The sequence below is a fragment of the Haloarcula amylolytica JCM 13557 genome (assembly GCF_000336615.1).
Taxonomy (GTDB): Archaea; Halobacteriota; Halobacteria; order Halobacteriales; family Haloarculaceae; genus Haloarcula; species Haloarcula amylolytica.
The window spans coordinates 1-21,601 of record NZ_AOLW01000023.1 but is presented as its reverse complement, the minus strand read 5'-3'; the positions used below and the strand labels follow the sequence as shown (position 1 = coordinate 21,601).

The following is a 21,601-nucleotide window of genomic DNA, read 5'->3' as shown; positions in this document are numbered from 1 at the left end:
GGAGAGTCGCGTATGGATGGCGGCAGCGGCGATATGACACTCGCGTTCGACCTCGACGCCCTCAAGCAACTGGCCTACCCCGACAGCGTGTTCAACGACGCGCGCCAGTGGTCCGAGTACGTCGGCGTCATCTCCGAACAGCCCACCTACGTCGTGACCAACTTCACCCGGAAACACCGGATCAGACAGGACTTCTTCTCGGGGCCGCGCGGCCGCGAGGAGAGCCTCGAAAACGTCAAAGAGCAGTTCGACACCGACCGGCACGTCTTCGTCGGCGGAACCGATGAGGACGCCGACCTCGCCGAGACGGCGGGCTGGGAGTACCTCCCCGTCACGCAGGCCGCGGAGGCGGCCGACTGGGACCTCGGCGAACCGGAGACGCCGGACGCGACAACCGACGCGGACGAGGAGCGCGACGACTGGCCGTAGGCGCGGACATCTCCGGCTGACAACAAGTCGAGTAGTTTTATATTTTCCCGGTTATGGGTGGTGTGTATGGCCCTCCAAATCGGCCGTGCCTTCCAAGACGGTATCGACGAACTACTCAGTGAGCGCGGGGCGGTGTTTGCCGGCGTATTCATCGTCTATGGATTGCTCAGCTCTGTCGTCTGGGCGTCGCTTTCACAGGCGTTCACAGAACTGTTCCTGGGGCAATTGCCGAGCGATGCACAGGTCAATCAGGCGGCAATGGCTGGCGGGACGCCACTGGCACTCGACCTCCCGCTTGCAGTTGCTGCCGTCGGCGCGCTCGTGCTGTTTGTGGTCAACGAAGCGCTGAACATCGTCGCGATTCGTGCCTTTGCCAGCGATGACCGTGAACCGATTCCCGACAACGTGGGCCGGCGACTGGGCAAAACTGTTGGGATCGCGATCGCAGCCGGCATTCTCACTACTATCGCAGTGGGCGTCGGCCTTGTTCTGCTTATTATCCCCGGACTGGTGTTTGCACTCCTGTTTTTCTTTGTCCGACAGGAGATTGCGCTGAACGACAGCGGAATTATCGAATCAATCAGCAACAGTGTCAGTATCGTCACCGACAACCTCCTCGCCGCGTTTGTCCTTGCCGTTGTGCTCGCGGTGCTCGGATTCGTTCTTGGGGGGGCTTTCAGCCTCCTCCCGATATCGCTACCACCGATGGTCCTGACGACGGTATCGACGGTTCTCTCCAGTGTCGTCGGCGTGTTCTCGATTGCTGTGACGACTGTCGCATATCTCCAAGCGACTGAGTCTGACCACGATGTCGCCCACGAGACGGAGTCCGTCGGCGGGCTCTAGGCCGCTGCGGTTCGTATCGCGGCCTTTAACCACGGGAGCGACCAATTACGGATAATGGCTGAACCGCGCGTGCCCGGCGGGCGCGAGTCCGAACTCGAACTGGCCTGTGGCGAACGCGTCGACACGCATGACCTCCATCTGGGCATGCGGGAGTTCGCGTGTGACTGCGGGAAGACACACGCCGTTGTGCTGGACCCACACCCGCTGGCACGCTTCGTTCCGGAGTTTCTCACCGAGGTGCTACACGCGACCATCGAGACCAACGACGACTACGACGAGTTCACCACCGTTCACCTGATGGGTGTCGTGATGGAGGAGTTCCCGGAGAAAGTCGTCGCCGCCGACACCAGCGAGGACGGGTCGGTCGGCTTCTCGCTGGCGTGGGTGAGCGACTTCGACTCCCGCCGCCTCCACGAAATCGTCGTCGAACTGCTCGTGGAACTGATGGAACACGCTATCAGCCACGCCGAGGACGACGACGTGATGGCGGAGTTCGAGGAGCAGATGCTTCAGTTCGACGTCGACGCGTTCGTCGAGCAGTACCGGGACGAGCGGAACTTCGACGGCCGGTCGGACACCGCAATCTGAGGCCGACTGCGACCTGAGTACTTAGTGGGTCTGGCTCGCACACCCATGCATGGCGGGTCGTGTGGTGATCCTGCTCGTGCTCTTGCTTTTTGCGGGCTGTGGAGCTTTCGGCGGGGCGGAGCGACAGACGGTGACGCCAGTTCCGGTCCCCGAGCAGTCTCAGGACGGCCGGGTCGAACCCGCCCTGACCGAGGACGCCGTCGACGCCAGGCGACTCGCGGCGGCCCACCGGCGCGCGACGCGGACCCGCTCGTACGTGCTGGGGATGCGGCTGTCGCTGGAATGGGGCACGCAGATCGTCTCGCTCGTCGTCGACGACAGGTATCACTACCAGTTTCGGACCGAAATCGTCGACCAGAACTACACCAGGCGGGTGTACACCAACGGGAACCGACGCTACGTCTACGACAAGCGAGCACAGGGAGCCTGGACCGCAGCGAGGCGGCCAACCCCGGTCAGCGGGGTACTCGACCCCGACCCTGCGCGACTCATCGAAGCCTACCTCGCAACGAACGTCAGCGCCGAGCGCCCGAGGGACAACTGCGACACCTGCCCCGTGATACTCACGGCCACGGACCCACCGGCGGCGTTCGAACCAGCCGACAATTACAGCGTGCAGGCGATTGTGCGGCCGGACGGGCTCGTCCAGTCGCTGACGGTATCGTACTGGGACCGCTCCAGGAACTCCCTGGTGAGCTACGAAATCCGGTACTCTGCAGTCGGCGAGACAACCGTCTCCCGACCGACGTGGGTCCGAAAGCGCTGGGGGAACGCGACAGACAGCGACCTCGAACTGTCCGACAGCCAGTGACACGCCGCTGTCGGTCGATTTCCCGAAATCAGCCGTCTGACTGTTGTCTGACGGTGTTATATGATGGTTGCGGTGTTGTAACTGTGTATGGCTATACGTGAGGGAGAGTTCGAGCGCATCCTGACAGTGCTCGAAGAAGCCGACGCCGACGGCACGCTGACGGCCCGCGAGATATGTGACCTCCTCGAAGAACACGACGAGGCGTTCGGGAGCGCCCACCGTGTCGCGACAGTCCTGGGTCGCCGTGCGCAGTCCGGCGAGGTCGAGGTCATTCAGGGCCAGCCCTACCGGTATCGCGTTCCCGACCGCGACAACTGACGGCTCTCAGCACCGCTGCCGTCGGAATTCTAACTTGTGGCTCCGCTGTGAGACAGCCAATCGTGTGACACACATACGTTACGATATTCGAAATTAGGCTTCGAGCTTCGCATTGTTTCGCCGGGCTTATTACGATGTATAGACTCCGCTCGTACAATGACAGCGGACGAGGACCGTACAATCCTGCTCATCGGCAGTGGCCCGATCAAGATCGGACAGGCGGCCGAGTTCGACTACTCCGGCGCACAGGCGTGTCGCGCCCTCCAGGAAGAGGGTGCCCGCGTCGTGCTCGTGAACTCGAACCCGGCGACGATTATGACTGACCCGGAGATGGCCGACAAGGTGTACCTCGAACCCATCAACACCGAAGCCATCTCTGAGATTATCCGGAAAGAAGACCCCGACGGCGTCATCGCCGGCCTTGGCGGCCAGACCGGCCTGAACGTCACGGCCGAACTCGCCGAGGAGGGCGTCCTCGACGAGTACGACGTGGACGTGATGGGGACGCCGCTGGACACCATCTACGCGACGGAGGACCGCGACCTGTTCAAACAGCGGATGGAGGACATCGGTGAACCGGTGCCGCGCTCGACGACCATCACGCTCGACGAGGGCGAGTCGGTCACCGACCTGGATGAGGAATCGCTCGTAGACCGCGTCGAAACAGCTGTCGACGAGGTCGGCGGGCTCCCCGTCATCGCACGCACGACGTACACGCTGGGCGGTTCCGGCTCCGGTGTCGTCGACGAGATGGACGAACTCATCGAACGCGTTCGCAAGGGCCTGCGCCTCTCGCGCAACAACGAGGTCCTCATCACCGAGTCCATCTCCGGCTGGGTCGAACTCGAATACGAGGTGATGCGCGATGCCGACGACTCCTGTATCATCATCTGCAACATGGAGAACATCGACCCGATGGGCATCCACACCGGGGAGTCGACCGTCGTCACCCCCTCGCAGGTCATCCCTGACGAGGGCCACCAGGAGATGCGCGACTCCGCGCTGAAAGTCATTCGCGATCTGGGCATCCAGGGCGGCTGTAACATCCAGTTCGCCTGGCACGACGACGGCACGCCCGGCGGCGAGTACCGCGTCGTCGAGGTGAACCCGCGCGTCTCCCGCTCCTCGGCGCTGGCCTCGAAGGCGACCGGCTATCCGATTGCCCGTGTCACGGCGAAGGTCGCGCTCGGCAAGCGTCTCCACGAGATCGACAACGAGATTACCGGCGAGACGACCGCCGCCTTCGAGCCGGCTATCGACTACGTCGTGACGAAGGTCCCACGCTGGCCCATCGACAAGTTCCGCGACACGGAGTTCGAACTCTCGACGGCGATGAAATCCACCGGCGAGGCGATGTCTATCGGCCGGACCTTCCCCGAGAGCCTGTTGAAGGCGCTTCGCTCCTCGGAGTACAACCCGGCTGCCGACTTCGACGAAATCGACGACGCGGAACTCGAAACGGAGTACCTCGAAAAGCCGACGCCGGACCGCCCCTACGCGATGTTCGAGGCGTTCTGCCGCGGCTACACCGTCGAGGAAGTCGTCGATATCACCGACATCAAGGAGTGGTACGTCGAGCGGTTCAAAGAGGTCGCCGACGCCGCCGACGCCGCCCGCGAGGGCGACTACGAGACCGCCGCACAGGCCGGCTTCACCGACCAGGAGATCACCGCGCTGGCCGGCGGTGAGTTCAACGACACGCACGTCTCCTGGCTCCCGGCGGACCTTGACGAGGACGGCGGCGACGAACCGGAAGTCGAGGCAGCCACGGACGGTTCCGGTGTCACGGTCGACACCGTCGAGACGGAGACGACCGACCGCGACTTCAAGCTCGTCGACACCTGTGCCGGTGAGTTCGAGGCGACGACGCCGTACTACTACTCGACGCGGGACCCGCTGTCGGGTATCGACCGCGACGAACTCCAGATCGACCCCGACTTAGAGAGCGTCGTGGTCGTCGGTGGCGGCCCCATCCGTATCGGGCAAGGCGTTGAGTTCGACTACTGCTCGGTCCACGCGGTCCGCGCACTGGAGGACCTGGGCATCGACGCCCACGTCGTCAACAACAACCCCGAGACGGTGTCGACGGACTACGACACCTCCGACGGGCTGTTCTTCGAGCCGGTCACCGCCGAGGAAGTCGCCGACGTGATCGAGGCGACCGAAGCCGACGGCGTGATGGTCCAGTTCGGCGGCCAGACCTCCGTCGACATCGGTCACCCGCTCGAACAGGAACTCCAGCGCCGCGACCTCGACTGCGAGATCATGGGAACCTCCGTCGACGCGATGGACCTCGCGGAGGACCGTGACCGGTTCAACAAGCTGATGGACGAACTCGGCATCTCACAGGCCGAAGGCGGCTCCGCGACCTCCAAGGAGGAAGCCCTGGACCTGGCCCACGACATCGGCTACCCCGTCCTCGTGCGCCCGAGCTACGTGCTCGGCGGCCGTGCGATGGACGTGGTGTACAACGACGACGACCTCGAAACGTACATCGAGGAAGCCGTCCGCGTCAGCCCGGACAAGCCGATCCTCGTCGACGAGTTCCTCGCCGACGCCGTCGAACTGGACGTCGACGCCGTGGCCGACGAGGACGACGTCCTCATCGGCGGCGTGATGGAACACGTCGAGACGGCGGGTATCCATTCGGGCGACTCCGCCTGTATGATTCCGCCGCGGTCACAGGAAATCAAGGACGTGATGCCACGTATCCGCGAGGTCGTCGAGGACATCGCCGACGCGCTCGACACCGTCGGTCTGCTGAACGTCCAGCTGGCCGTCCGCGACGGCGAGGTGTTCGTCCTCGAAGCGAACCCGCGCTCGTCCCGTACCGTTCCGTTCATCTCCAAGACGGCCGGCGTCCCGATCGCGAAGATCGCCGCCAAGGTGATGTCCGGCGCGACGCTGTCGGAACTCGACGTGCAGGAGCAGATTCCCGAGCAGGTCTCCGTCAAGGAAGTCGTGCTGCCCTTCGACCGCCTGCCGGGTTCGGACCCGCGTCTCGGCCCGGAGATGAAATCCACCGGCGAGGTCATGGGGACCGCCGGCTCCTTCGGCAAGGCCTACCAGAAGGCCCAGATGGCCGTCGGCAAGGCAATCCCGCTTGAGGGGACGGCCATCGTCGACCTGCCCATCCTCGGCTTCGAGGAGCACTTCGACGTGCAGGACTTCGACGACTACGAGGACACCGACGCTATCATCGACGCCATCCAGAGCGGCGAGGTCGACCTCGTCCTCTCCCGCGACCGCGACGTGCTGGAAGCCTGCGTCGAGGAGACCGTGACGTACTTCTCGACCCACGAGAGCGCCGAAGCGGCGCTGGAAGCCATCAACTCCGCCGACCAGCCACTCGCCGTCCAGGCCATCGACGAACGGCCAAAGACCCAGCGCGAGTGGGGCGCTGAGTAACGCCGGCTAGCCGCGGAAGCAGACCGCTCACCGCGGCGGCACCGATTCCTGTCACTCGAACAGATCGGCACAAATACTTATTCGTTGGACACGCTCATATACTCTCCATGGCCGATGCAGTACGTGTCCTACACGTCGAGGACGACCCCGAGTTCGCGTCGATGACGGCGGCGTTTCTCAGCCGTACCGACGACCGCTTCGACGTGATTTCGGCAACATCGGCGAGCGAGGGGCTCACCCGGCTCAGCGAGGAGCCCATCGACTGCGTCGTCTCGGATTTCGATATGCCCGGCCAAGACGGCATCGAGTTTCTGGAATCCGTCCGGGCCGTCGACGAAGACCTCCCGTTCATTCTCTTTACCGGGAAAGGCTCCGAGGAAGTGGCCAGCGAGGCGATTTCGGCCGGTGTGACGGACTACCTCCAGAAGCAGCAAGGCACTGACCAGTACACGATTCTGGCCAACCGCATCGCCAACGCGGTCGAGCAGTACCGGTCACAGCGGGCACTGGATGCGAGCCGGAAGCGGCTCTCGCTGTTTATCGATAAGTCACCGCTCGGCGTCATCGAATGGGACGAGAGCTTCGAGGTGGTTCAGGTCAACGAGAAAGGCGAGGAGATTCTCCGGCGTGGGGAAGCGGACCTCGTCGGCAAGGAGTTCGAGACGCTCGTTCCGGACTCGGCGCTGGATGCGGTCGAAGAGACGATCACGGCCCTACAGGAAGCCAGCGGTGGCTACTATACCGTGCTCGATATCGAGACCGGCGACGGCGAGCAGATCGTCTGTGAGTGGCACAACCGCACCATCCGAGAAGACGGGGAGACCGTCGCGATCTTCTCACAGTTTCGGGAGATAACGGAGCGCCGGCAGCGACAGCAGCGTATCGAGGCGCTGCACGACACGACCCGGAAGCTGATGCACGCTGAGTCACGCGAGGCTGTCGCCGAACTGGTCGTCGAAACCGCACGCGACCTGCTCGGGCTGCCGCTCAGCGCTGTCTTTCTCGCCGACGAGTCGGCCGACGCTCTCAGACCGACTGCAGTGACCGACCAGGCACAGGCGATCATCGACGAGCACCCGACGTTTCGCGAGGGCGACAGCCTCGTCTGGGAGGTGTTCGAATCCGGCGAACTGCGCGTCTTCGACGATGTCTCCACTAACCCCGGCCGCTACAACCCCGACACCGACATCAGCAGCGAGATTCTGATCCCACTGGGCGACCACGGCGTGCTGATCGCCGCATCGACCGATGCCGATGCATTCGAGGACGCATCGATCTCACTGATGCGGACTCTCGCTGCCAACACCGAAGAGGCGCTTTCCAGACTCGACCGGCAGCAAGAGCTCAGAACGCTCACGGAACGCCACGAACTCGCGCTTGAAGGTGCCGAACTCGGCGTCTGGGACTGGAACGTCAAGACGGACGAGGTCACCTTCGACGAGCGCTGGGCCGATATGCTCGGCTACTCGCTCGACGAACTCGAGCCGTCGGCAGACACCTGGGACGAACTGATCCACCCCGAAGACCGCGAGCGGACCTACGAAGCACTGAACGCCCACTTCGATGGTGAGACGGCTGTCTCTTATACACATCTCTGAGCGGGCTNCGACCACCGGCTCAAGACGGATACCGGCGACTACCGATGGATCCGCGACATCGGCAAGGTGTTCGAACGCGACGAGAACGGCGACCCGGTACGTGCGGTGGGGATCCATCAGGACGTGACCGACCACAAAGAACGGAAACAGGCCCTCGAAGACACGAGCCGCAAACTGCAGGTCATTCTCGATACAGCGCCGACGTACATCCTGATGAAAGACACCGACAGTCGCTTTCTCTTCATCAACAGCGCGGCCCGTGAGCTCTACGGGGTCGACGCTGACGAGTCCGTCGTCGGCATGAGCGATTACGATATTCTTCCGGATCACATCGCGGAGCAGACCCACGCCGACGATCAGCGGGCCCTCGAACAGAGAGAGACCGTCGAAGTCGAGACAGTGATTCCTGTCGACGGGACGGAGCGGACACATCTGACGCGGAAGACGCCGATACTCGACGAGGACGGCGAGCCGTACGCCCTCTGTGTCGTTGCGACCGACATCACCGAACAGAAACGGCGCGAGCGGGAGTTGGCCCGCCTCACCGACGAGTACGAGGCGGTGTTCGAGAACACGAACGACGCCATCGCGCTCGTCGACATCGAGGACCCGGCGGACGATCCGACGTTCCGCTACGTCCGGACGAACGAGGCCTACGAACGACAGAGCGGATTCGAAACCGAGTCACTGACAGGTCAGACCCCAATCGAGGCTGCCAGCCCGGACACCGGCCGTCGAATCGCCGACCACTACGAGCGGTGTGTCTCGGCCGGCGAAACCATCACGTTCGAGGAGCGGGACCTCCACCCGACCGGCGTCTGGGAGACACAGGTGACACCGATCTTCGCTGACGGGGAGATCGACCGACTCGTTGCTATCTCCCGGGATATCTCCGACCGCATCGAGTACCGCGAGCAACTGGAGCGGCAGAACGACCGGCTCGAAGAGTTCGCGAGCATCGTCAGCCACGACCTCCGGAACCCGCTCAGCGTCCTCGAAGGCTCGCTCGCCCTCGCCAGAGACACCGGCAACGACGAGCAGTTCGACCGCTGTTTCCGTGCCATCGACCGCATGAAGGAACTCATCGAGGACCTGCTGACTCTGGCCCGTGAGGGGGACACGGTCTCCGAAACGGAGCCGCTCGACCTCGAATCGACTGCGCTGTCCTGCTGGCATGCCGTCGAGACGTCTGATGCCACTCTCGAAGTCACTGCCGAGAGCACGATCTACGCCGACGAGAGCCGCGTTCGCCAACTCCTCGAGAACCTCATCAACAACGCCGTGACACACGGCGGCCCGGCCGTCACTGTCGAGGTCGGTGATCTCACCGATTCGGGCTTTTACGTCGCCGATGACGGCGGCGGTATCCCGGCTGAACAACACGAAACGGTGTTTGAGAGCGGTTACACCACCACTGACGGTGGCACCGGGTTCGGGCTCGCTATCGTCAAGGAGATCGCGGCGGCACACGACTGGTCGGTATCCGTGACCGAGAGCGAGGCTGGCGGCGCACGGTTCGAGTTCAGCGGCGTCAGACAGGAGTTCTGAGCCGTGGGGGTGTGATGACTGCTCGCCGTGAACGCCCTCCCCTCCACCATTACAACTCTGTACTATCGCACCGATATACTGGCTATAGATAATCAATATTCATATATTGGTGCCTATCTGTCCTGTTCTGGGTCAATAATGGCACGTTCGTAACACTCATTTCCGGGGCTGTGGCACTAGCTGTATGGATCGCGTTGCAATCGCTGTCGCCGCTCCGGGAAGCCGATGATAGAAGACGTCACCGAGCGGGCGGAGACAGTTGCGGAGATGGCTCCCGGTAGCTCGGTAACGACGGCAGTCCTCGCCGGACACGAGAGCCGGTTCTCCGAGTCACCACCACTGAACAACCCTCCGCTGACGTACCTCGACGGCGCGGAAGCCCCGGCGTATCTCCTGACCAACGGGAAGCGCGGCATCGGGCGCGGGACGAAACGCAAGACTGATTCGCCGGTCGGCGACCGTCGGACGGTCATTCTGATTACCGGCCGCCGGACGCTCTGCCTCATCGGGAAAGACGAGGACGACGAAGTCATCGAGGTCCCACACGAGGCGGTTGCCGACGTTACCACCAAGACTGGGTTCCGTGCGCACCGCCTCGCGCTCCGCACCCCACGGAAGATGTATCACTGCTGGGTGCACCGCAAGACCGACAAGACAACCCTGAACGCGGCCGCCGAGTTCATCGAAAACCATCAGCAGGACAGCCCGGACGCCATCGACGGCGACGACACCGCCAACCGGGTCATGTACCGCGGCCGCCCCGTCGCGCCGCAGGATACCACGACCGAAACTACTGACAGCGACCAGACGACGTACTATCGCGGGCAGCCAATCGACGACGACAGCGACTGAATTACCCGGTTCTCACTCGCTACGCTCGCTCCGAACCGCGCCGCTCACGGTTCGCTATCGCTCACCGTTCGCATAAAACGAGGCCTCTCACTCCGTTCGAGCCCTCGCTCGGAAGCCCGGGGACCCCTCCCTACGGTCGGGCTCTCCCTGCTCACGGCTCCTACCGTCGCCGCTCGCAATTCCGAGGGCCGCTCCTTTCAGTCGCGCCCCTCGCTCTCCTCACGGTTCGTTACCACTCACCGTTCGGGTGTCCGGAGACCCCTCGCTACGCTCGGGCTCTCCCTACTCCCCCGCCATCCCTAGCACATCATCGAAGAAGCCGAGCGAATCGTGCGGGCCGGGGTTGGCCTCGGGGTGGTACTGGCGCGTGATGATGTTCAGGTCGTCGTTTTCCAGCCCTTCCGGCGTGTCGTCGTTGACGTTGACCTGGGTCACGTCGAGTTTGTCGCCGGGGTCGGCGACGGTGTAGCCGTGGTTCTGGGTCGTCATCACGACCTGATTGGAGCGCAGGTCACGAACAGGCTGGTTGACGCCGCGGTGGCCGAACTCCATCTTCTCGGTTTCGCCGCCGAGCGCGTTGGCGACGACCTGCTGGCCGAGACAGATGCCCGCGAGCGGCACGTCGCCGACGTAGGTCTCGACGAGTTCGCCGGCCTGCTCGAAGTTCTCGGGGTCGCCGGGGCCGTTCGAGATGAACAGCAGGTCTGGGGCGACGGCGGCCACGTCGTCCTCGCTGGCGTCGTATGGGAAGACGTGAACCTCGGCGTCGCGTTCGACGAGTGACTCGGCGATGGAGCCTTTCGCGCCACAGTCGACCAGCGCGACCGTTGCACCGTCGCCGCCCTCGTTGTGGACCTCTACGTCGTCGACAGAGACCTGCGCGCCGATGTCGGTGTGGTCGGACATGTGCTTGCACTCGTGGAGCGCGTCGAGCGCGTCCTGCTCGGTCACGTCCGGGCCAGCGGCGATCCCGCATTTCATCGCCCCTTCGTCACGGATTTCGGTCACGATATCGCGCGTGTCGAGGTGGTCGACGGCCGGGATGCCTTCCGATTCGAGCCATTCGGCTACGTCGTCGGTCATCTCGCGAGCGACGGCCGCACGCGGGTGGACGCGGTCCGACTCGAAGCGCTCCTCTCGGACGCCGTAGTTCCCGATGAGCGGGTAGGAGAACGTCAGGACCTGCTCCTCGTAGGACGGGTCGGTGAGGCTCTCCTCGTACCCGGTGTACGCTGTTGTAAAGACCAGTTCGCCACGGGCGGTGCCCGGAGCGCGAGCGCGCGCCTCGATGACGCGGTCGCCCTCGATTGCCACGTATGCGTCAGCCATTACGAGATGCGTACACTATAGTCGGCCATAAGGGTTGCTTTCGAAGACGAGTTTCGAATTTCGTAATCCTCAAGTCACGGCCGGTGATACTGTCACATCTCGATGGACGACCTCGACAGAGAGATACTCTCGATACTCCGCCGGGACGCCCGAACCCCGTATACTGAGATCGCGGACCGGGTCGGCACGTCGGAAGGGACCGTGCGAAACCGCGTCGAACGACTGGTCGAGGACGGTGTTATCGAACGCTTCACTGTCGCGACGCGGACCGGCAACGTGAAAGCGATGATCGAGGTCAGCGTCGATGTCAACGTCGACACGGCCGAGGTTTCGGACCGCATCGCTGACTGGCAGCAGGTCGATTTCGTGTGGCAAGTCTCCGGCGAGGAGGATATCGTCGTCGTCGTCGACGCCGCCGACACCGACGCAGTCAACGGGCTCATCACGCAGGCGCGTGAGTTGGAGGAAGTTGTGGGGACGAAGACGAGGCTAATTTTGAACGAACGAGTTGGGTAACGCGCGGCACCGCCGCGCGAGCCAACTCGGTGAATCGGAATTCGCCGAGTGAGGTTGATTTTGAACGAGCGCGTCGGGTGAGCAGCGAGGGCTCGAACGGAGTGAGAGGCCTCGTTTTATGTGAACGGTGACGACAGGGACCGTGAGCAGCGAGGGCTCGAACGGAGTGAGAGGCCTCGTTTTATGTGAACGGTGACGACAGGAACCGTGAGCAAGGGCCCCTCCCCTATGGTCAAGGTCCCCGGACTTCCGAACAGCAGGCGGAGCCGTGGTCCCCACCAGCACCGACGTGACACCCTGATTTCATGTCCGTTGGGCTACGACAGACGGTATGCAGTTCCCGGTGGGCCTGGATACCGACATCGTCTCGGCGTACGGACAACTCGCGATAGACGGGGCGCAGTTCCTCGCCGTCGCGGCGCTCCTCTACGCTATCGGCCGGCTAGTCGTCGTGCCAGCAGTCCGATGGCTGCTGTCACGAACCGAGACTAACAAGACAGTCGCCAGTGCGCTGACCAGCGCCGTCCACCTAATCTCGGTCATCCTCGCGGTGGTCATCGGCGCTAGCGTCGCGGGCTTCCGGGGTGCACTCGCGGGGTCGACCCTGCTGGCGGCGGGCATCACGCTTGCGGTGGGGCTGGCGGCACAGGACGTCCTCGGGAACTTCGTCGCCGGCGCGTTCATCGTGACGGACCCGGACCTGAACGTCGGCGACACTATCGCCTGGAACGGGATGCAGGGCACAGTGGTCGACATCGACCTGCGGGTAACCCGGATTCGGACGTTGGACAACGAGCGCATCATCGTCCCGAACACGGCGCTGGCGACGAGTGCGGTGACGAACCAGACCTCGACTGGGCCTATCGGAATTTCCTATCAGTTCGGTATCGGCTACGACGACGACATCGAAACCGCGCAGGCCATCATCGAGAACGCCGCCCGCGACCTCGACCACGTCTCGGAGAAGCCGGCTCCGACAGCTAGAGTCAGCGACCTCGCGTCGACGGCGGTCATCCTGACAGGCCGGATCTGGATCCCCAACGAACGGCGGAACCGACTCGCGTCAGTCAGGGCTGCGTTCATCCAGCAGGTACAGACCGACTGCCGCGCCGAGGGCATCGATCTCAGCGACACGAGCCAGCACGAACTCTCCGGCGACATCGGCGTCCACGACAGCGTCGGGCCGGCGCACGAGCGAACCGAGTAGCCACCGCTCGGGACCGTGTCCGGCCCCGCGTTGTCTGCGAGGTTCCCAGCGCCCGTATATTTATAACTGTTCATAATCTGGTACGTATATGAACGAGAAGCGCTTCGTCGTTGCCCTCTTCGGCCTCGCTGTCGCGGTGGTGGTCGGCGTACTCGCATATCAGTTCATCGCGGCGCTGACCGTCTCCGTGTTCCTCTATTATTCGACGCGACGGTACTACAGTTCCCTGCGCAGGCTCCGCCTTCCAGCGCGGGTGCGTGCGGTCATCGTCATGGCATCGCTGGCGATTCCGCTCCTATTGCTCGTCAGCTATGCGGCCGTCCTCCTCATTGTCGAAGCCCGGCAGTTCGTCACCCAGTACGCGCTCGTCGACGTGGCCGCGACGCACGTCAGTTGGCTTGACGGCGCGGAGTCCGTGCCGGACCTCACCGTCGAGGGGCTGTACAGCGCCTACCAGTCGGGACAGCTCTCGCCGTTCGTCGACTTCCTCAGCGAGAACGCGATGGTGCTTACCTCGGTCGCCTCCCAGTTCGTGCTCAATCTGTTCATCACGACCATCGTCACGTACTACCTTCTGGTGGACGGGCGGCGCATTCGTGAGTGGTTGCTCCGGTTCGACGACGGTGCTATCATCCGCGAGTACCTCGAAGCTGTCGACGAGGAACTGGAAGCGGTACTGTTCGGCAATCTCCTGAACGTGTTGGCGATTTCGCTCATCGCCATCGCCGCGTTCACCGGCTATAACGTCGTAGCGCCGGCGGCTGTCGAGGTCCCGTATCCGACGCTCGCCGGCGCGCTGACCGGTATCGCGAGCTTGATTCCCGTCGTTGGGATGAAAATAATCTACCTCCCGTTGACCGGTTTCACCGCGCTCCCGGTGGTGCTCGACGGGCAGTCTTCGCTGCTCGCGTACGTGCTCGGATTCCTCCTCGTCGCGGTGGTCGTCGTCGACACGATTCCGGACCTGCTGCTTCGGCCGCTGCTCAGCGGCGAGAGCACGCACGTCGGACTCCTGATGCTCGCGTACACGCTCGGCCCCGTCGTGCTGGGGTTCTACGGGCTCTTTTTCGCCCCGATACTGCTCGTCGTCGGCATGACGTTCGCGAACACAGCACTCCCTCGTCTGCTCGGCGCGAGCGAACCGGACGGTATCCACCCCGATCAGTTACGACTAGAAGACTTCAGCTAGCCGCTGTGATCGGGGCCGGAAATCGAACGCAAATGGGCGGTTTGCGAGGGACAGGTCTCGACGGCCGCGCCGGGGTGTGTCTCTGTCACACACGAGACGAACATTTATATTCAGGTCAATTTAACTAGGTGAAAATGGGGATGGACTCCGATTTCCCCTCCTGTCCGGTGGCTCCGGACGACCAGATCGGGGAGTTGTACGTGGCGACGCGACGGCTGATGACTGCCGAGGACCAGTCCGAAGTCGCGACTACCGCTGTCGAGACTGCGACAGCGATTCTCGACTTCCCGTTCAGTGTCTTCTGGGAGGCAACTGATAGCGGGCTCAAAGCAGAGGCGATCTCTGACCCGCTTCGAGAGCACGTCGAGGTTCCGGATGATCCGGGACAGGTACTGCGACACGAGCGCGGGAGTTGGCTGTGGGACCACTACGAGAGTGACGAGACGCAGCGGGTCCTCGTTGATGAAGAGAAAGCGGCGTCCGACGCGCCACTCCACGGCGGTATTACTGTCCCACTCGCGGAGTACGGGCTCTTGACAGCCGGGACGGATGAGCGATCCGAACCGACCGAGCGGGAGACGCAGTTGGCCGACATCCTCGGGAAGAACGTGCTCTCGACCCTCGAACGGATCGAGCGCGAGCAGGAGCTGAAACGGCAGCGCGACAACCTCGACCTGCTGAACCAGATCGTCCGCCACGACCTCACGAACCACTTACAGACCATCAGCGGCCGGGCGGAACTGCTCCGGGACCAGTGCAGCGGCGACGCTTTGGAACACGTCGACGGGATTCGGGAAAGTAGCCAGGCAGCCGCGGAACTGCTTGAGACGGCTGGGGATCTCGCGACGGTAATGCGACAGACGGACTGGGAGACCGAGCCGGTGGCGCTTGGACCAGTACTGTCCTCGGTGACCGAGGATATCACAGCGACGTACAGCGACGCACAGGTCACCGTCCCGGACGAGTACTCGTCGATACGGATACAAGCCGACGAACTCCTGTCCTCCGTGTTTCGGAACGTCCTGACCAACGCCGTCCAGCACAACGACTCGGCAACACCGTCGGTTGTCGTCGACGTGATCGACGACGGTGACGTGGTCCACGTCACTGTCGCCGACGACGGACCGGGAATCCCGGACGAGCAGAAACAGGCGGTGTTCGAGCGCGGGGAGAAACGCCCGGACAGTGACGGTACCGGGGTCGGCCTCTACCTCGTCCGAACGCTGGTCGACGCGTACGGCGGCGACGTGTGGGTTGAGGACAACGAGCCGACGGGGACGGTAGTCGGGGTTACGCTGTTGACGGCAACGGACGGCTCCTGAGGCGGTTTTTCCACCGGGCGGTCACGCTACTGCGCTACCAGCCCGTCCAGTAGATGTATCGCGCCGTGTTTGTCGAGCGGGTCGTTCGCGTTCCCGCAGTGGGGCGACTGCACGCAGGCCGGACAGCCGTCGGCGCAGTCACACGAAGTCAGCATCGACAGCGTGGTGTCCATCAGCGGCCCGATGTCGTGGTAGCCGGCTCGTGTCAGGCCGATGCCGCCGGGGTAGCCGTCGTAGATGAAGATGGTCGGCTCGCCGGTGTGGGGATGACGCGGCGTCGATAGCCCGCCGATGTCGCCGCGGTCACAGAGGTACTCGAAGGGGAACATCGAAATCATGGCGTGCTCGGCGGCGTGGATGGCTCCCGGGAAGTCGCCAGGCTCGCCGCCGCCGTCGGGCGCTGCATTGCCGGGCTGACCGCCGCTACTGCCTCCACCATCGTTTCCGCTCTCGCTCTCGCCACCGGAGTCGCTTTCGGCTCCGTACGCTCCCTGCCGTATCTCGCTCTCCAGGTCCGACGGCACCGTATGGTACAGCGCCTTCGTCTCCAGTGTGGTCTCGGGCAGGTCGAGCGAACGCTGGCCGAGTACCTCCCCGGAGGAGCCGTCGCGGCGCTCGTAGCCGGTGATCTGCTTGCGCATCGTCACGGACGCGAACCGGACCGGCACGTCCTCGCGGGTCGGCAGTCGCCGCTCCGCCAGGTCCGCCTCGACGGTGATGGTCTTGTCGTGCAGGACGCGGGTGAAGTAGTCGGCCCACGTCCGGTCGAGTTCGGCGACGCCCGCATCGAGGTCGAGGTCAGTCACCTCGTAGCGCCGGCCCTGGTGGTGATAGATCGCGCCGGGATGAGCGTCCCGCAGCGCGTCTTCGACGGAGAGCTTCGCTATCACGTCGCCGTTCGCCACGAGTTTCACTTCGCCGTCGTCGACGGTCCGCAGGTTCATGTCGTGGTGGGGGCTGCCGTTGCCGAGCCAGCGCATCCCCTGGTCGGTCTGGCGTCGGTCGAGCTTTCCGGCTGATTCGAGGTCAGCGACCACGTCGGGGAACGTCTCGCCGAAGTAGCGGTCGTCGGTCGGCGAGAGCCAGTTCTCGCAGGCGGCCGCATGGACGTGATCCGGAAGCAGTTGCTCGTTTTCGGGGTTGGTCACGGCCTGCTCGGCCCCCGTCTCGAACAGCGCGTCAGGATTGCGCAGGACATACTGGTCCAGTTGGTCCTCGCCGCCGACCAGCGCGACCAGCGCGGGGTCGGTGCCGCGACCGGCCCGTCCGGCCTGCTGGAAGGCCCGCATCCGCGTTCCCGGGTAGCCGTCCAGCAACACGGCGTCTAAGCCGCCCACGTCGACGCCCAGTTCGAGCGCGCTGGTCGACCAGACGCCCCGCAGGTCTCCCGATTGGAGGCCCTGCTCCAGTTCGCGTCGGCGGTCGTCGGTCAGCGCGGCCTGGTACGCGCCGACGCTGTCGGCAAGGGCGTGCTCGCCGCGGCTCCGGAGTTCATCCGCGCTGTCGCTGGCGTACCGCTCGGCGGTCTGGCGCGACCCGGCGAAGACGACCGTCTGGAGGCCCCGCTCGACGAGGTCCACGAACAGCTGTTTCGTCTCGACGTGATTCGACTTCCGGCGGCCGCTCCCCCAGCCGTCGCCCTCGTACTCCGGCGGGTTCCACAGCAGCCAGTGGCGCGGCCCGCTGGCGCTGGCGTCCTCGTCGACCAGCGCGAACGACTGCTCGGGCTGGCCGGTGACGGCCGCCGCGTGTTCGACCGGATTGCCGATGGTCGCCGAGCAGCAGACCCACTCCGGGCCGCCCGCTGTTGCGCTGTCGCCTCTGCTGCCGTTGCTTTCGCTGCTATCGCCGCCGGCGTCGAACCGCTCGGCGACCCGCTGGAGGCGACGCATCACCAGCGAGACGTGGCTGCCGAACACGCCCCGGTAGCCGTGCACCTCGTCGATGACGACGGTTTCGAGGCGCTGGAAGAACCAGTCCCACAGCCGGTGGGCGTGGGGGAGGATGCCGTAGTGGAGCATGTCCGGCGTCGTCAGCAACACGGTGGGCTGGCGCTCCCGGATGGCCTCCTTCTCGGATTTCGACTGCCGACCGGTGTACTGGGCGACGGAGACCCCGGAGGCGAAGCCGAGCCCCTGGGCCAGTTCCGATAGCGTCTCGGTCTGGTCGTTGATGAGCGCGACCTGTGGCGCGATATACAGCGTCGTGGCCCGTCGGTCCAGCGCCCGCTCGAACGCCGGCACGGTGTAGGCGAGGCTCTTGCCGCTGGCCGTCTCGGTCGCGAGGACGACGTTGTCACCGGACCGAACCGCTTCGATTGCGTCCACCTGATGAGCGTAGAGGTCCGTGATGCCCTGGTCGTCGAGAACGCTGGCGAGGCGGTCAGTCACCTCACAGTCCGCGGTTTTCGCGTCCTGACCGGGTATCGTCCGCTGGTCGACGATCTGTCCCTCGTAGTACGGACGGTCCCGGAGCCACGCGATCGTGTCGTCCACGGGCGGGGTACGTGGACGAGAAGTATCGGTGTTGCTGTTTTCAGTCAGTCGTGGACTGCGCGGGCAGCCGTGTCGCGTCGCGTTCCTCCGCGGATGGGAGGGACGCGACTGCCGCAGGGAGCGCAGTCAGCGGCACGGTGTCGCGAGCGTTGCTCGCGGGAGCGCTCTCATCTGTCTCGACGGCGAGTCGGGCGTTGCCGGCTTCGAGAACCGTGCTGTTTCCATCACCGGTTTCGCCCGCTACCACGACGGCATCAGCGGCACTGGCGAGGTCGACGGCGTGCTGTCGGGCTGGGTCGTCGATACCGGCGAAGGCCGGGACCGTGACCGCCTCGCAGTCGAGGTCTGCCGCCCGCTCGGCGGCCATATCTCCGGCGGGGACGACGCCGATGCTGACCCGGCAGCCAGCCCCGACGAGTTTTGAAACGGCGGCTGCCGCCGGCTTGCCGGTTCCGACGACGTGGACGCGACGGGCGACCGACTCCTGCTCGGGCAGCGGCGTCACGAGCGGTGCGTCGGTGCCGGGCTGGGTCGTCACCAGCGTCTCCGCGTCGAAGGCGTCACCGAGCGTGTCGCTCGTGAGCACGTCCGCGGGGCGGCCCGCGGCGCGGATACCGCCGCCGGCGAGCAACACCAGTTCGTCGCAGTACCGGGCGGCCAGATTGAGGTCGTGTATCGCGGCGACGGCCGTCTTCCCGTCGTCGACGAGCGCTCGGACCAGTTCGAGCGTGCGGACGGCGTGGTTGATGTCGAGGCTCGCCGTCGGCTCGTCGAGCAGGAGGACCGGCGTTTCCTGTGCAAGCGCCCGGGCGAGGAGGACCCGCTGGCGCTCGCCGCCCGAGAGCGAGGTGAACGGCCGGTCGGCGAACTGGGTGACGCTCGCGCGCTCCATCGCCGTCTCGACGGCGCGCCGGTCGGCCTCGTCCATACGGTCGAACCGGCCGAGATGCGGTGTCCGGCCCATCTCCACGGTCTGTCTGACGCTGAAGTCGAACGACAGCGCAGTGCCCTGTGGCGTGCTCGCAACGAGGCGGCTCACCGCTTTCGCGGACTTCCTGTGGATGGGTTCGCCGTCGACGCGAACCGTTCCGATGTCCGGGTCGAGCGTCCCCTTGATTGTCCGCAGGACGGTCGTCTTGCCCGCGCCGTTGGGGCCGACGAGACCGACGAGCGAGCCCCGGTCGACGCTGAAATCGACACCCGAGACGACCGACTGACCGCCGAAGGACACCGCGAGGTCGGACACGTCGAGCATCGGTCCAGTGCGGTCCTGTCCCGGGTTCGTGTCGTCGGCTGCGGGCTGCTCGCTCATAGCTCGTGTACCTCCCGCTTCCGGAGCAAATACAGGAAGAACGGCGCGCCGAGGACGGCGGTGACGATGCCGACCGGGACCTCGGCGCTGCCCGAGCGTGCCAGCGTGTCCGTCGCCACGAGGAACGACGCGCCGGCGAGCGCCGCTGTCGGGAGGAGTATCCGGTGGTCCGGGCCGACGAGAAGCCGCATCACATGGGGGACGATGAGGCCGACGAAGCCGACGATGCCGGCGACGGCGACGCCCGCCGCCGTGATGACTGCCGACAGCGCGAGCAGGACCCGCTTGGTCCGTTCGACCTCGATACCGAGGCTCTGAGCGTCCTCCTCGCCGAGCAGCATGACGTTCAGATCGCGTGCGTAGGCGAGCAACACGACGAACGGGATGGCGACGAGCACGACGCTGCTGGTCACTTCGGGCCACGACGCGCCCTTGAGATGGCCCATCAGCCAGTACAGCGCCCGGCGGATGCTCTCGCCGCTGTGGAGCAACAGGAAGGAGACGACCGCGCCGAGAAACGTCTGTATCGCCACGCCGGCCAGCAACAGCGTCGCGACCGGCGTGCGGCCGTTTCGCGTCGCGATGAGATAGACGCCGAAGGCCGCGACCAGCGCACCCACGAAGGCCGCGCCGCGGAGGCCGAGTCCGAACGGGATCACGACCGGCGCGACGATGAAGCCGACCGCGCCGACCGCCGCGCCGGAGGAGACGCCGATAATAGAGGGGTCGGCCATCGGGTTCCGGAAGATCCCCTGCATGATCGTCCCCGCGGCGGCGAGCGAGAAGCCGACAACCGCGCCCAGCAGTATCCGTGGGAGCCGGACCTGCATCACGATCTGTGTCTGGAGGTCGCTCACGGCGTAGGAAAACACATGGGCCGTGGTCACGTCGACGGCGGGGCCGGAGACCGAGATACCCGTCGGGACGACGACGGCGTTGAGCAGCACTTTCCCGACGACTCCGGGCGGAATCCACACCGGACCGATGCCGGCGCTCGTCGTCACCACGGCACAGAGGACGGCGACGAGTCCCACCGACCACCCGACGGTCCGACCCGCGAAACGCATGTATGAAAGCCCAGTTGCAGTAGATAAGTATTTATTGCTCCTGACACCCGCATAGGGCATGCGACGACTTTCTCTCGTCTGCGTCTTTGTCCTGCTCGTCGGCTCGTTCGCGGGTGTCGCTCCGGCCGCAGCAACGGCCGACACGCAGGCGGACGACTGCTCGTTTCCCGTAACGATGACTGACGCGACCGGGACCGAGGTCACTATCGAGGAGCGCCCGGAACGGGTGACGACGACCAATCCCTCGGCCGCCCAGACGATGTGGGAGATCGGCGGCCGCTCTCAGGTCGTCGGACTCACACAGTATGCGGGCTATCTCGACGGTGCTGAGAGCCGAACGAACGTCTCAGCGAGCTTCGGCGTCAACGTCGAGCGTGTCGTCGGCACGAACCCGGACCTGGTGATCGCGCCGAACGCCAGCGCCGGTGACGTGGCACCGCTCCGGCAGGCCGGGCTCACAGTGTATCACCTCCCCGCTGCGACAACTATTGAGGATATTCGAGCGAAGACGGCGACTATCGGTCGGCTGACCGGTAACTGCGAAGGCGCGAGCGAAGCGAACGCCTGGATGGACGCGAACGTCGACGCCGTTCGGCAGGTCACCGCGGACGCCGAAGACCGACCGACGGCGCTGTACCCACTTGGCGGGGGGTACGTGGCGGCGAACAATACCTTCGTCACGTCGCTCATCGAACTCGCGGGCGCGGAGAACGTCGCGGCCCGCAACCACACCCAGTACCCACAGCTCCTGTCTCTTATACACATC

The 21,601-nt window shown here is 64.7% G+C and carries 16 protein-coding genes and 1 pseudogene; 13 read left to right on the top strand and 4 right to left on the bottom strand.

Features of this window, described 5'->3' with window-relative positions; genetic code table 11:
• The first annotated feature begins 12 nt into the window (after positions 1 to 12).
• The 8 genes and pseudogenes from C442_RS12010 (at position 13) to C442_RS11975 (ending at position 10,398) form a co-directional block, all read left to right on the top strand.
• A complete protein-coding gene (locus C442_RS12010; protein ID WP_008310801.1) occupies positions 13 to 429 on the top strand; it encodes a DUF7124 domain-containing protein in 417 nt (138 codons plus the stop codon).
• A gap of 66 nt (positions 430 to 495) precedes the next feature.
• Positions 496 to 1,275 (top strand): hypothetical protein, encoded by a 780-nt coding sequence (locus C442_RS12005; protein WP_008310798.1) that lies wholly within the window; start codon positions 496 to 498, stop codon positions 1,273 to 1,275.
• A gap of 54 nt (positions 1,276 to 1,329) precedes the next feature.
• On the top strand, positions 1,330 to 1,863 hold the full coding sequence (locus tag C442_RS12000) for a DUF5815 family protein (RefSeq protein ID WP_008310796.1): 534 nt from the start codon (positions 1,330 to 1,332) through the stop codon (positions 1,861 to 1,863).
• Between the two features lie 49 nt (positions 1,864 to 1,912).
• Entirely contained in the window at positions 1,913 to 2,674 is a 762-nt protein-coding gene (locus tag C442_RS11995; RefSeq protein ID WP_008310794.1) for a hypothetical protein, read from the top strand.
• Positions 2,675 to 2,761: 87 nt separating this feature from the next.
• Complete coding sequence (locus tag C442_RS11990; RefSeq protein WP_008310792.1) at positions 2,762 to 2,992, top strand: hypothetical protein; 231 nt, start codon at positions 2,762 to 2,764, stop codon at positions 2,990 to 2,992.
• Positions 2,993 to 3,148: 156 nt separating this feature from the next.
• Positions 3,149 to 6,400, top strand: a complete 3,252-nt coding sequence (carB, locus tag C442_RS11985; protein ID WP_008310791.1) for a carbamoyl-phosphate synthase large subunit — start codon at positions 3,149 to 3,151, stop codon at positions 6,398 to 6,400.
• A gap of 107 nt (positions 6,401 to 6,507) precedes the next feature.
• A pseudogene (locus C442_RS23080) lies at positions 6,508 to 9,546 on the top strand (PAS domain S-box protein).
• A gap of 225 nt (positions 9,547 to 9,771) precedes the next feature.
• Entirely contained in the window at positions 9,772 to 10,398 is a 627-nt protein-coding gene (locus C442_RS11975; protein ID WP_008310786.1) for a hypothetical protein, read from the top strand.
• Positions 10,399 to 10,680: 282 nt separating this feature from the next.
• Here C442_RS11975 and carA read toward each other — a convergent pair whose 3' ends face one another.
• A complete protein-coding gene (gene carA / locus C442_RS11970; RefSeq protein WP_008310784.1) occupies positions 10,681 to 11,727 on the bottom strand; it encodes a glutamine-hydrolyzing carbamoyl-phosphate synthase small subunit in 1,047 nt (348 codons plus the stop codon).
• A 102-nt stretch (positions 11,728 to 11,829) separates the two neighbouring features.
• Between carA and C442_RS11965 the strand changes: the two genes are divergently transcribed.
• The 4 genes from C442_RS11965 (at position 11,830) to C442_RS11950 (ending at position 15,961) form a co-directional block, all read left to right on the top strand.
• Positions 11,830 to 12,243, top strand: coding sequence for an Lrp/AsnC family transcriptional regulator (locus C442_RS11965; protein WP_008310783.1), 414 nt, complete (start codon positions 11,830 to 11,832; stop codon positions 12,241 to 12,243).
• Between the two features lie 331 nt (positions 12,244 to 12,574).
• Complete coding sequence (locus C442_RS11960; RefSeq protein WP_008310780.1) at positions 12,575 to 13,450, top strand: mechanosensitive ion channel family protein; 876 nt, start codon at positions 12,575 to 12,577, stop codon at positions 13,448 to 13,450.
• A gap of 88 nt (positions 13,451 to 13,538) precedes the next feature.
• Positions 13,539 to 14,639, top strand: a complete 1,101-nt coding sequence (locus tag C442_RS11955; protein ID WP_008310778.1) for an AI-2E family transporter — start codon at positions 13,539 to 13,541, stop codon at positions 14,637 to 14,639.
• 134 nt (positions 14,640 to 14,773) lie between these two features.
• Positions 14,774 to 15,961 (top strand): sensor histidine kinase, encoded by a 1,188-nt coding sequence (locus tag C442_RS11950; RefSeq protein WP_049942964.1) that lies wholly within the window; start codon positions 14,774 to 14,776, stop codon positions 15,959 to 15,961.
• Positions 15,962 to 15,987: 26 nt separating this feature from the next.
• Here C442_RS11950 and C442_RS11945 read toward each other — a convergent pair whose 3' ends face one another.
• From C442_RS11945 to btuC, 3 genes are read right to left on the bottom strand one after another with little or no spacing between them, the layout of a single operon-like run.
• Positions 15,988 to 18,456: a DEAD/DEAH box helicase gene (locus tag C442_RS11945; RefSeq protein WP_008310774.1), complete on the bottom strand. Its 2,469-nt coding sequence runs from the start codon at positions 18,454 to 18,456 to the stop codon at positions 15,988 to 15,990.
• A 40-nt stretch (positions 18,457 to 18,496) separates the two neighbouring features.
• Positions 18,497 to 19,768 carry an ATP-binding cassette domain-containing protein gene (locus C442_RS11940; RefSeq protein ID WP_008310772.1) on the bottom strand — a complete coding sequence of 424 codons (1,272 nt, stop codon included), beginning with the start codon at positions 19,766 to 19,768 and terminating at the stop codon, positions 18,497 to 18,499.
• Positions 19,765 to 20,835, bottom strand: coding sequence for a vitamin B12 ABC transporter permease BtuC (btuC, locus tag C442_RS11935; RefSeq protein WP_008310771.1), 1,071 nt, complete (start codon positions 20,833 to 20,835; stop codon positions 19,765 to 19,767). The genes C442_RS11940 and btuC overlap by 4 nt, the downstream gene beginning before the upstream one ends.
• A 58-nt stretch (positions 20,836 to 20,893) precedes the next feature.
• Between btuC and C442_RS11930 the strand changes: the two genes are divergently transcribed.
• Positions 20,894 to 21,601 (top strand): helical backbone metal receptor (locus tag C442_RS11930; protein ID WP_008310769.1); only part of this gene is annotated, 708 nt, incomplete at its 3' end.

Coding starts and splice junctions, on each gene's coding strand:
- C442_RS12010 (WP_008310801.1), top strand. CDS start 13: ATGGATGGCGGCAGCGGCGATATGACACTCGCGTTCGACCTCGACGCC.
- C442_RS12005 (WP_008310798.1), top strand. CDS start 496: ATGGCCCTCCAAATCGGCCGTGCCTTCCAAGACGGTATCGACGAACTA.
- C442_RS12000 (WP_008310796.1), top strand. CDS start 1,330: ATGGCTGAACCGCGCGTGCCCGGCGGGCGCGAGTCCGAACTCGAACTG.
- C442_RS11995 (WP_008310794.1), top strand. CDS start 1,913: ATGGCGGGTCGTGTGGTGATCCTGCTCGTGCTCTTGCTTTTTGCGGGC.
- C442_RS11990 (WP_008310792.1), top strand. CDS start 2,762: ATGGCTATACGTGAGGGAGAGTTCGAGCGCATCCTGACAGTGCTCGAA.
- carB (WP_008310791.1), top strand. CDS start 3,149: ATGACAGCGGACGAGGACCGTACAATCCTGCTCATCGGCAGTGGCCCG.
- C442_RS11975 (WP_008310786.1), top strand. CDS start 9,772: ATGATAGAAGACGTCACCGAGCGGGCGGAGACAGTTGCGGAGATGGCT.
- carA (WP_008310784.1), bottom strand. CDS start 11,727: ATGGCTGACGCATACGTGGCAATCGAGGGCGACCGCGTCATCGAGGCG.
- C442_RS11965 (WP_008310783.1), top strand. CDS start 11,830: ATGGACGACCTCGACAGAGAGATACTCTCGATACTCCGCCGGGACGCC.
- C442_RS11960 (WP_008310780.1), top strand. CDS start 12,575: ATGCAGTTCCCGGTGGGCCTGGATACCGACATCGTCTCGGCGTACGGA.
- C442_RS11955 (WP_008310778.1), top strand. CDS start 13,539: ATGAACGAGAAGCGCTTCGTCGTTGCCCTCTTCGGCCTCGCTGTCGCG.
- C442_RS11950 (WP_049942964.1), top strand. CDS start 14,774: ATGGGGATGGACTCCGATTTCCCCTCCTGTCCGGTGGCTCCGGACGAC.
- C442_RS11940 (WP_008310772.1), bottom strand. CDS start 19,768: ATGAGCGAGCAGCCCGCAGCCGACGACACGAACCCGGGACAGGACCGC.
- btuC (WP_008310771.1), bottom strand. CDS start 20,835: ATGCGTTTCGCGGGTCGGACCGTCGGGTGGTCGGTGGGACTCGTCGCC.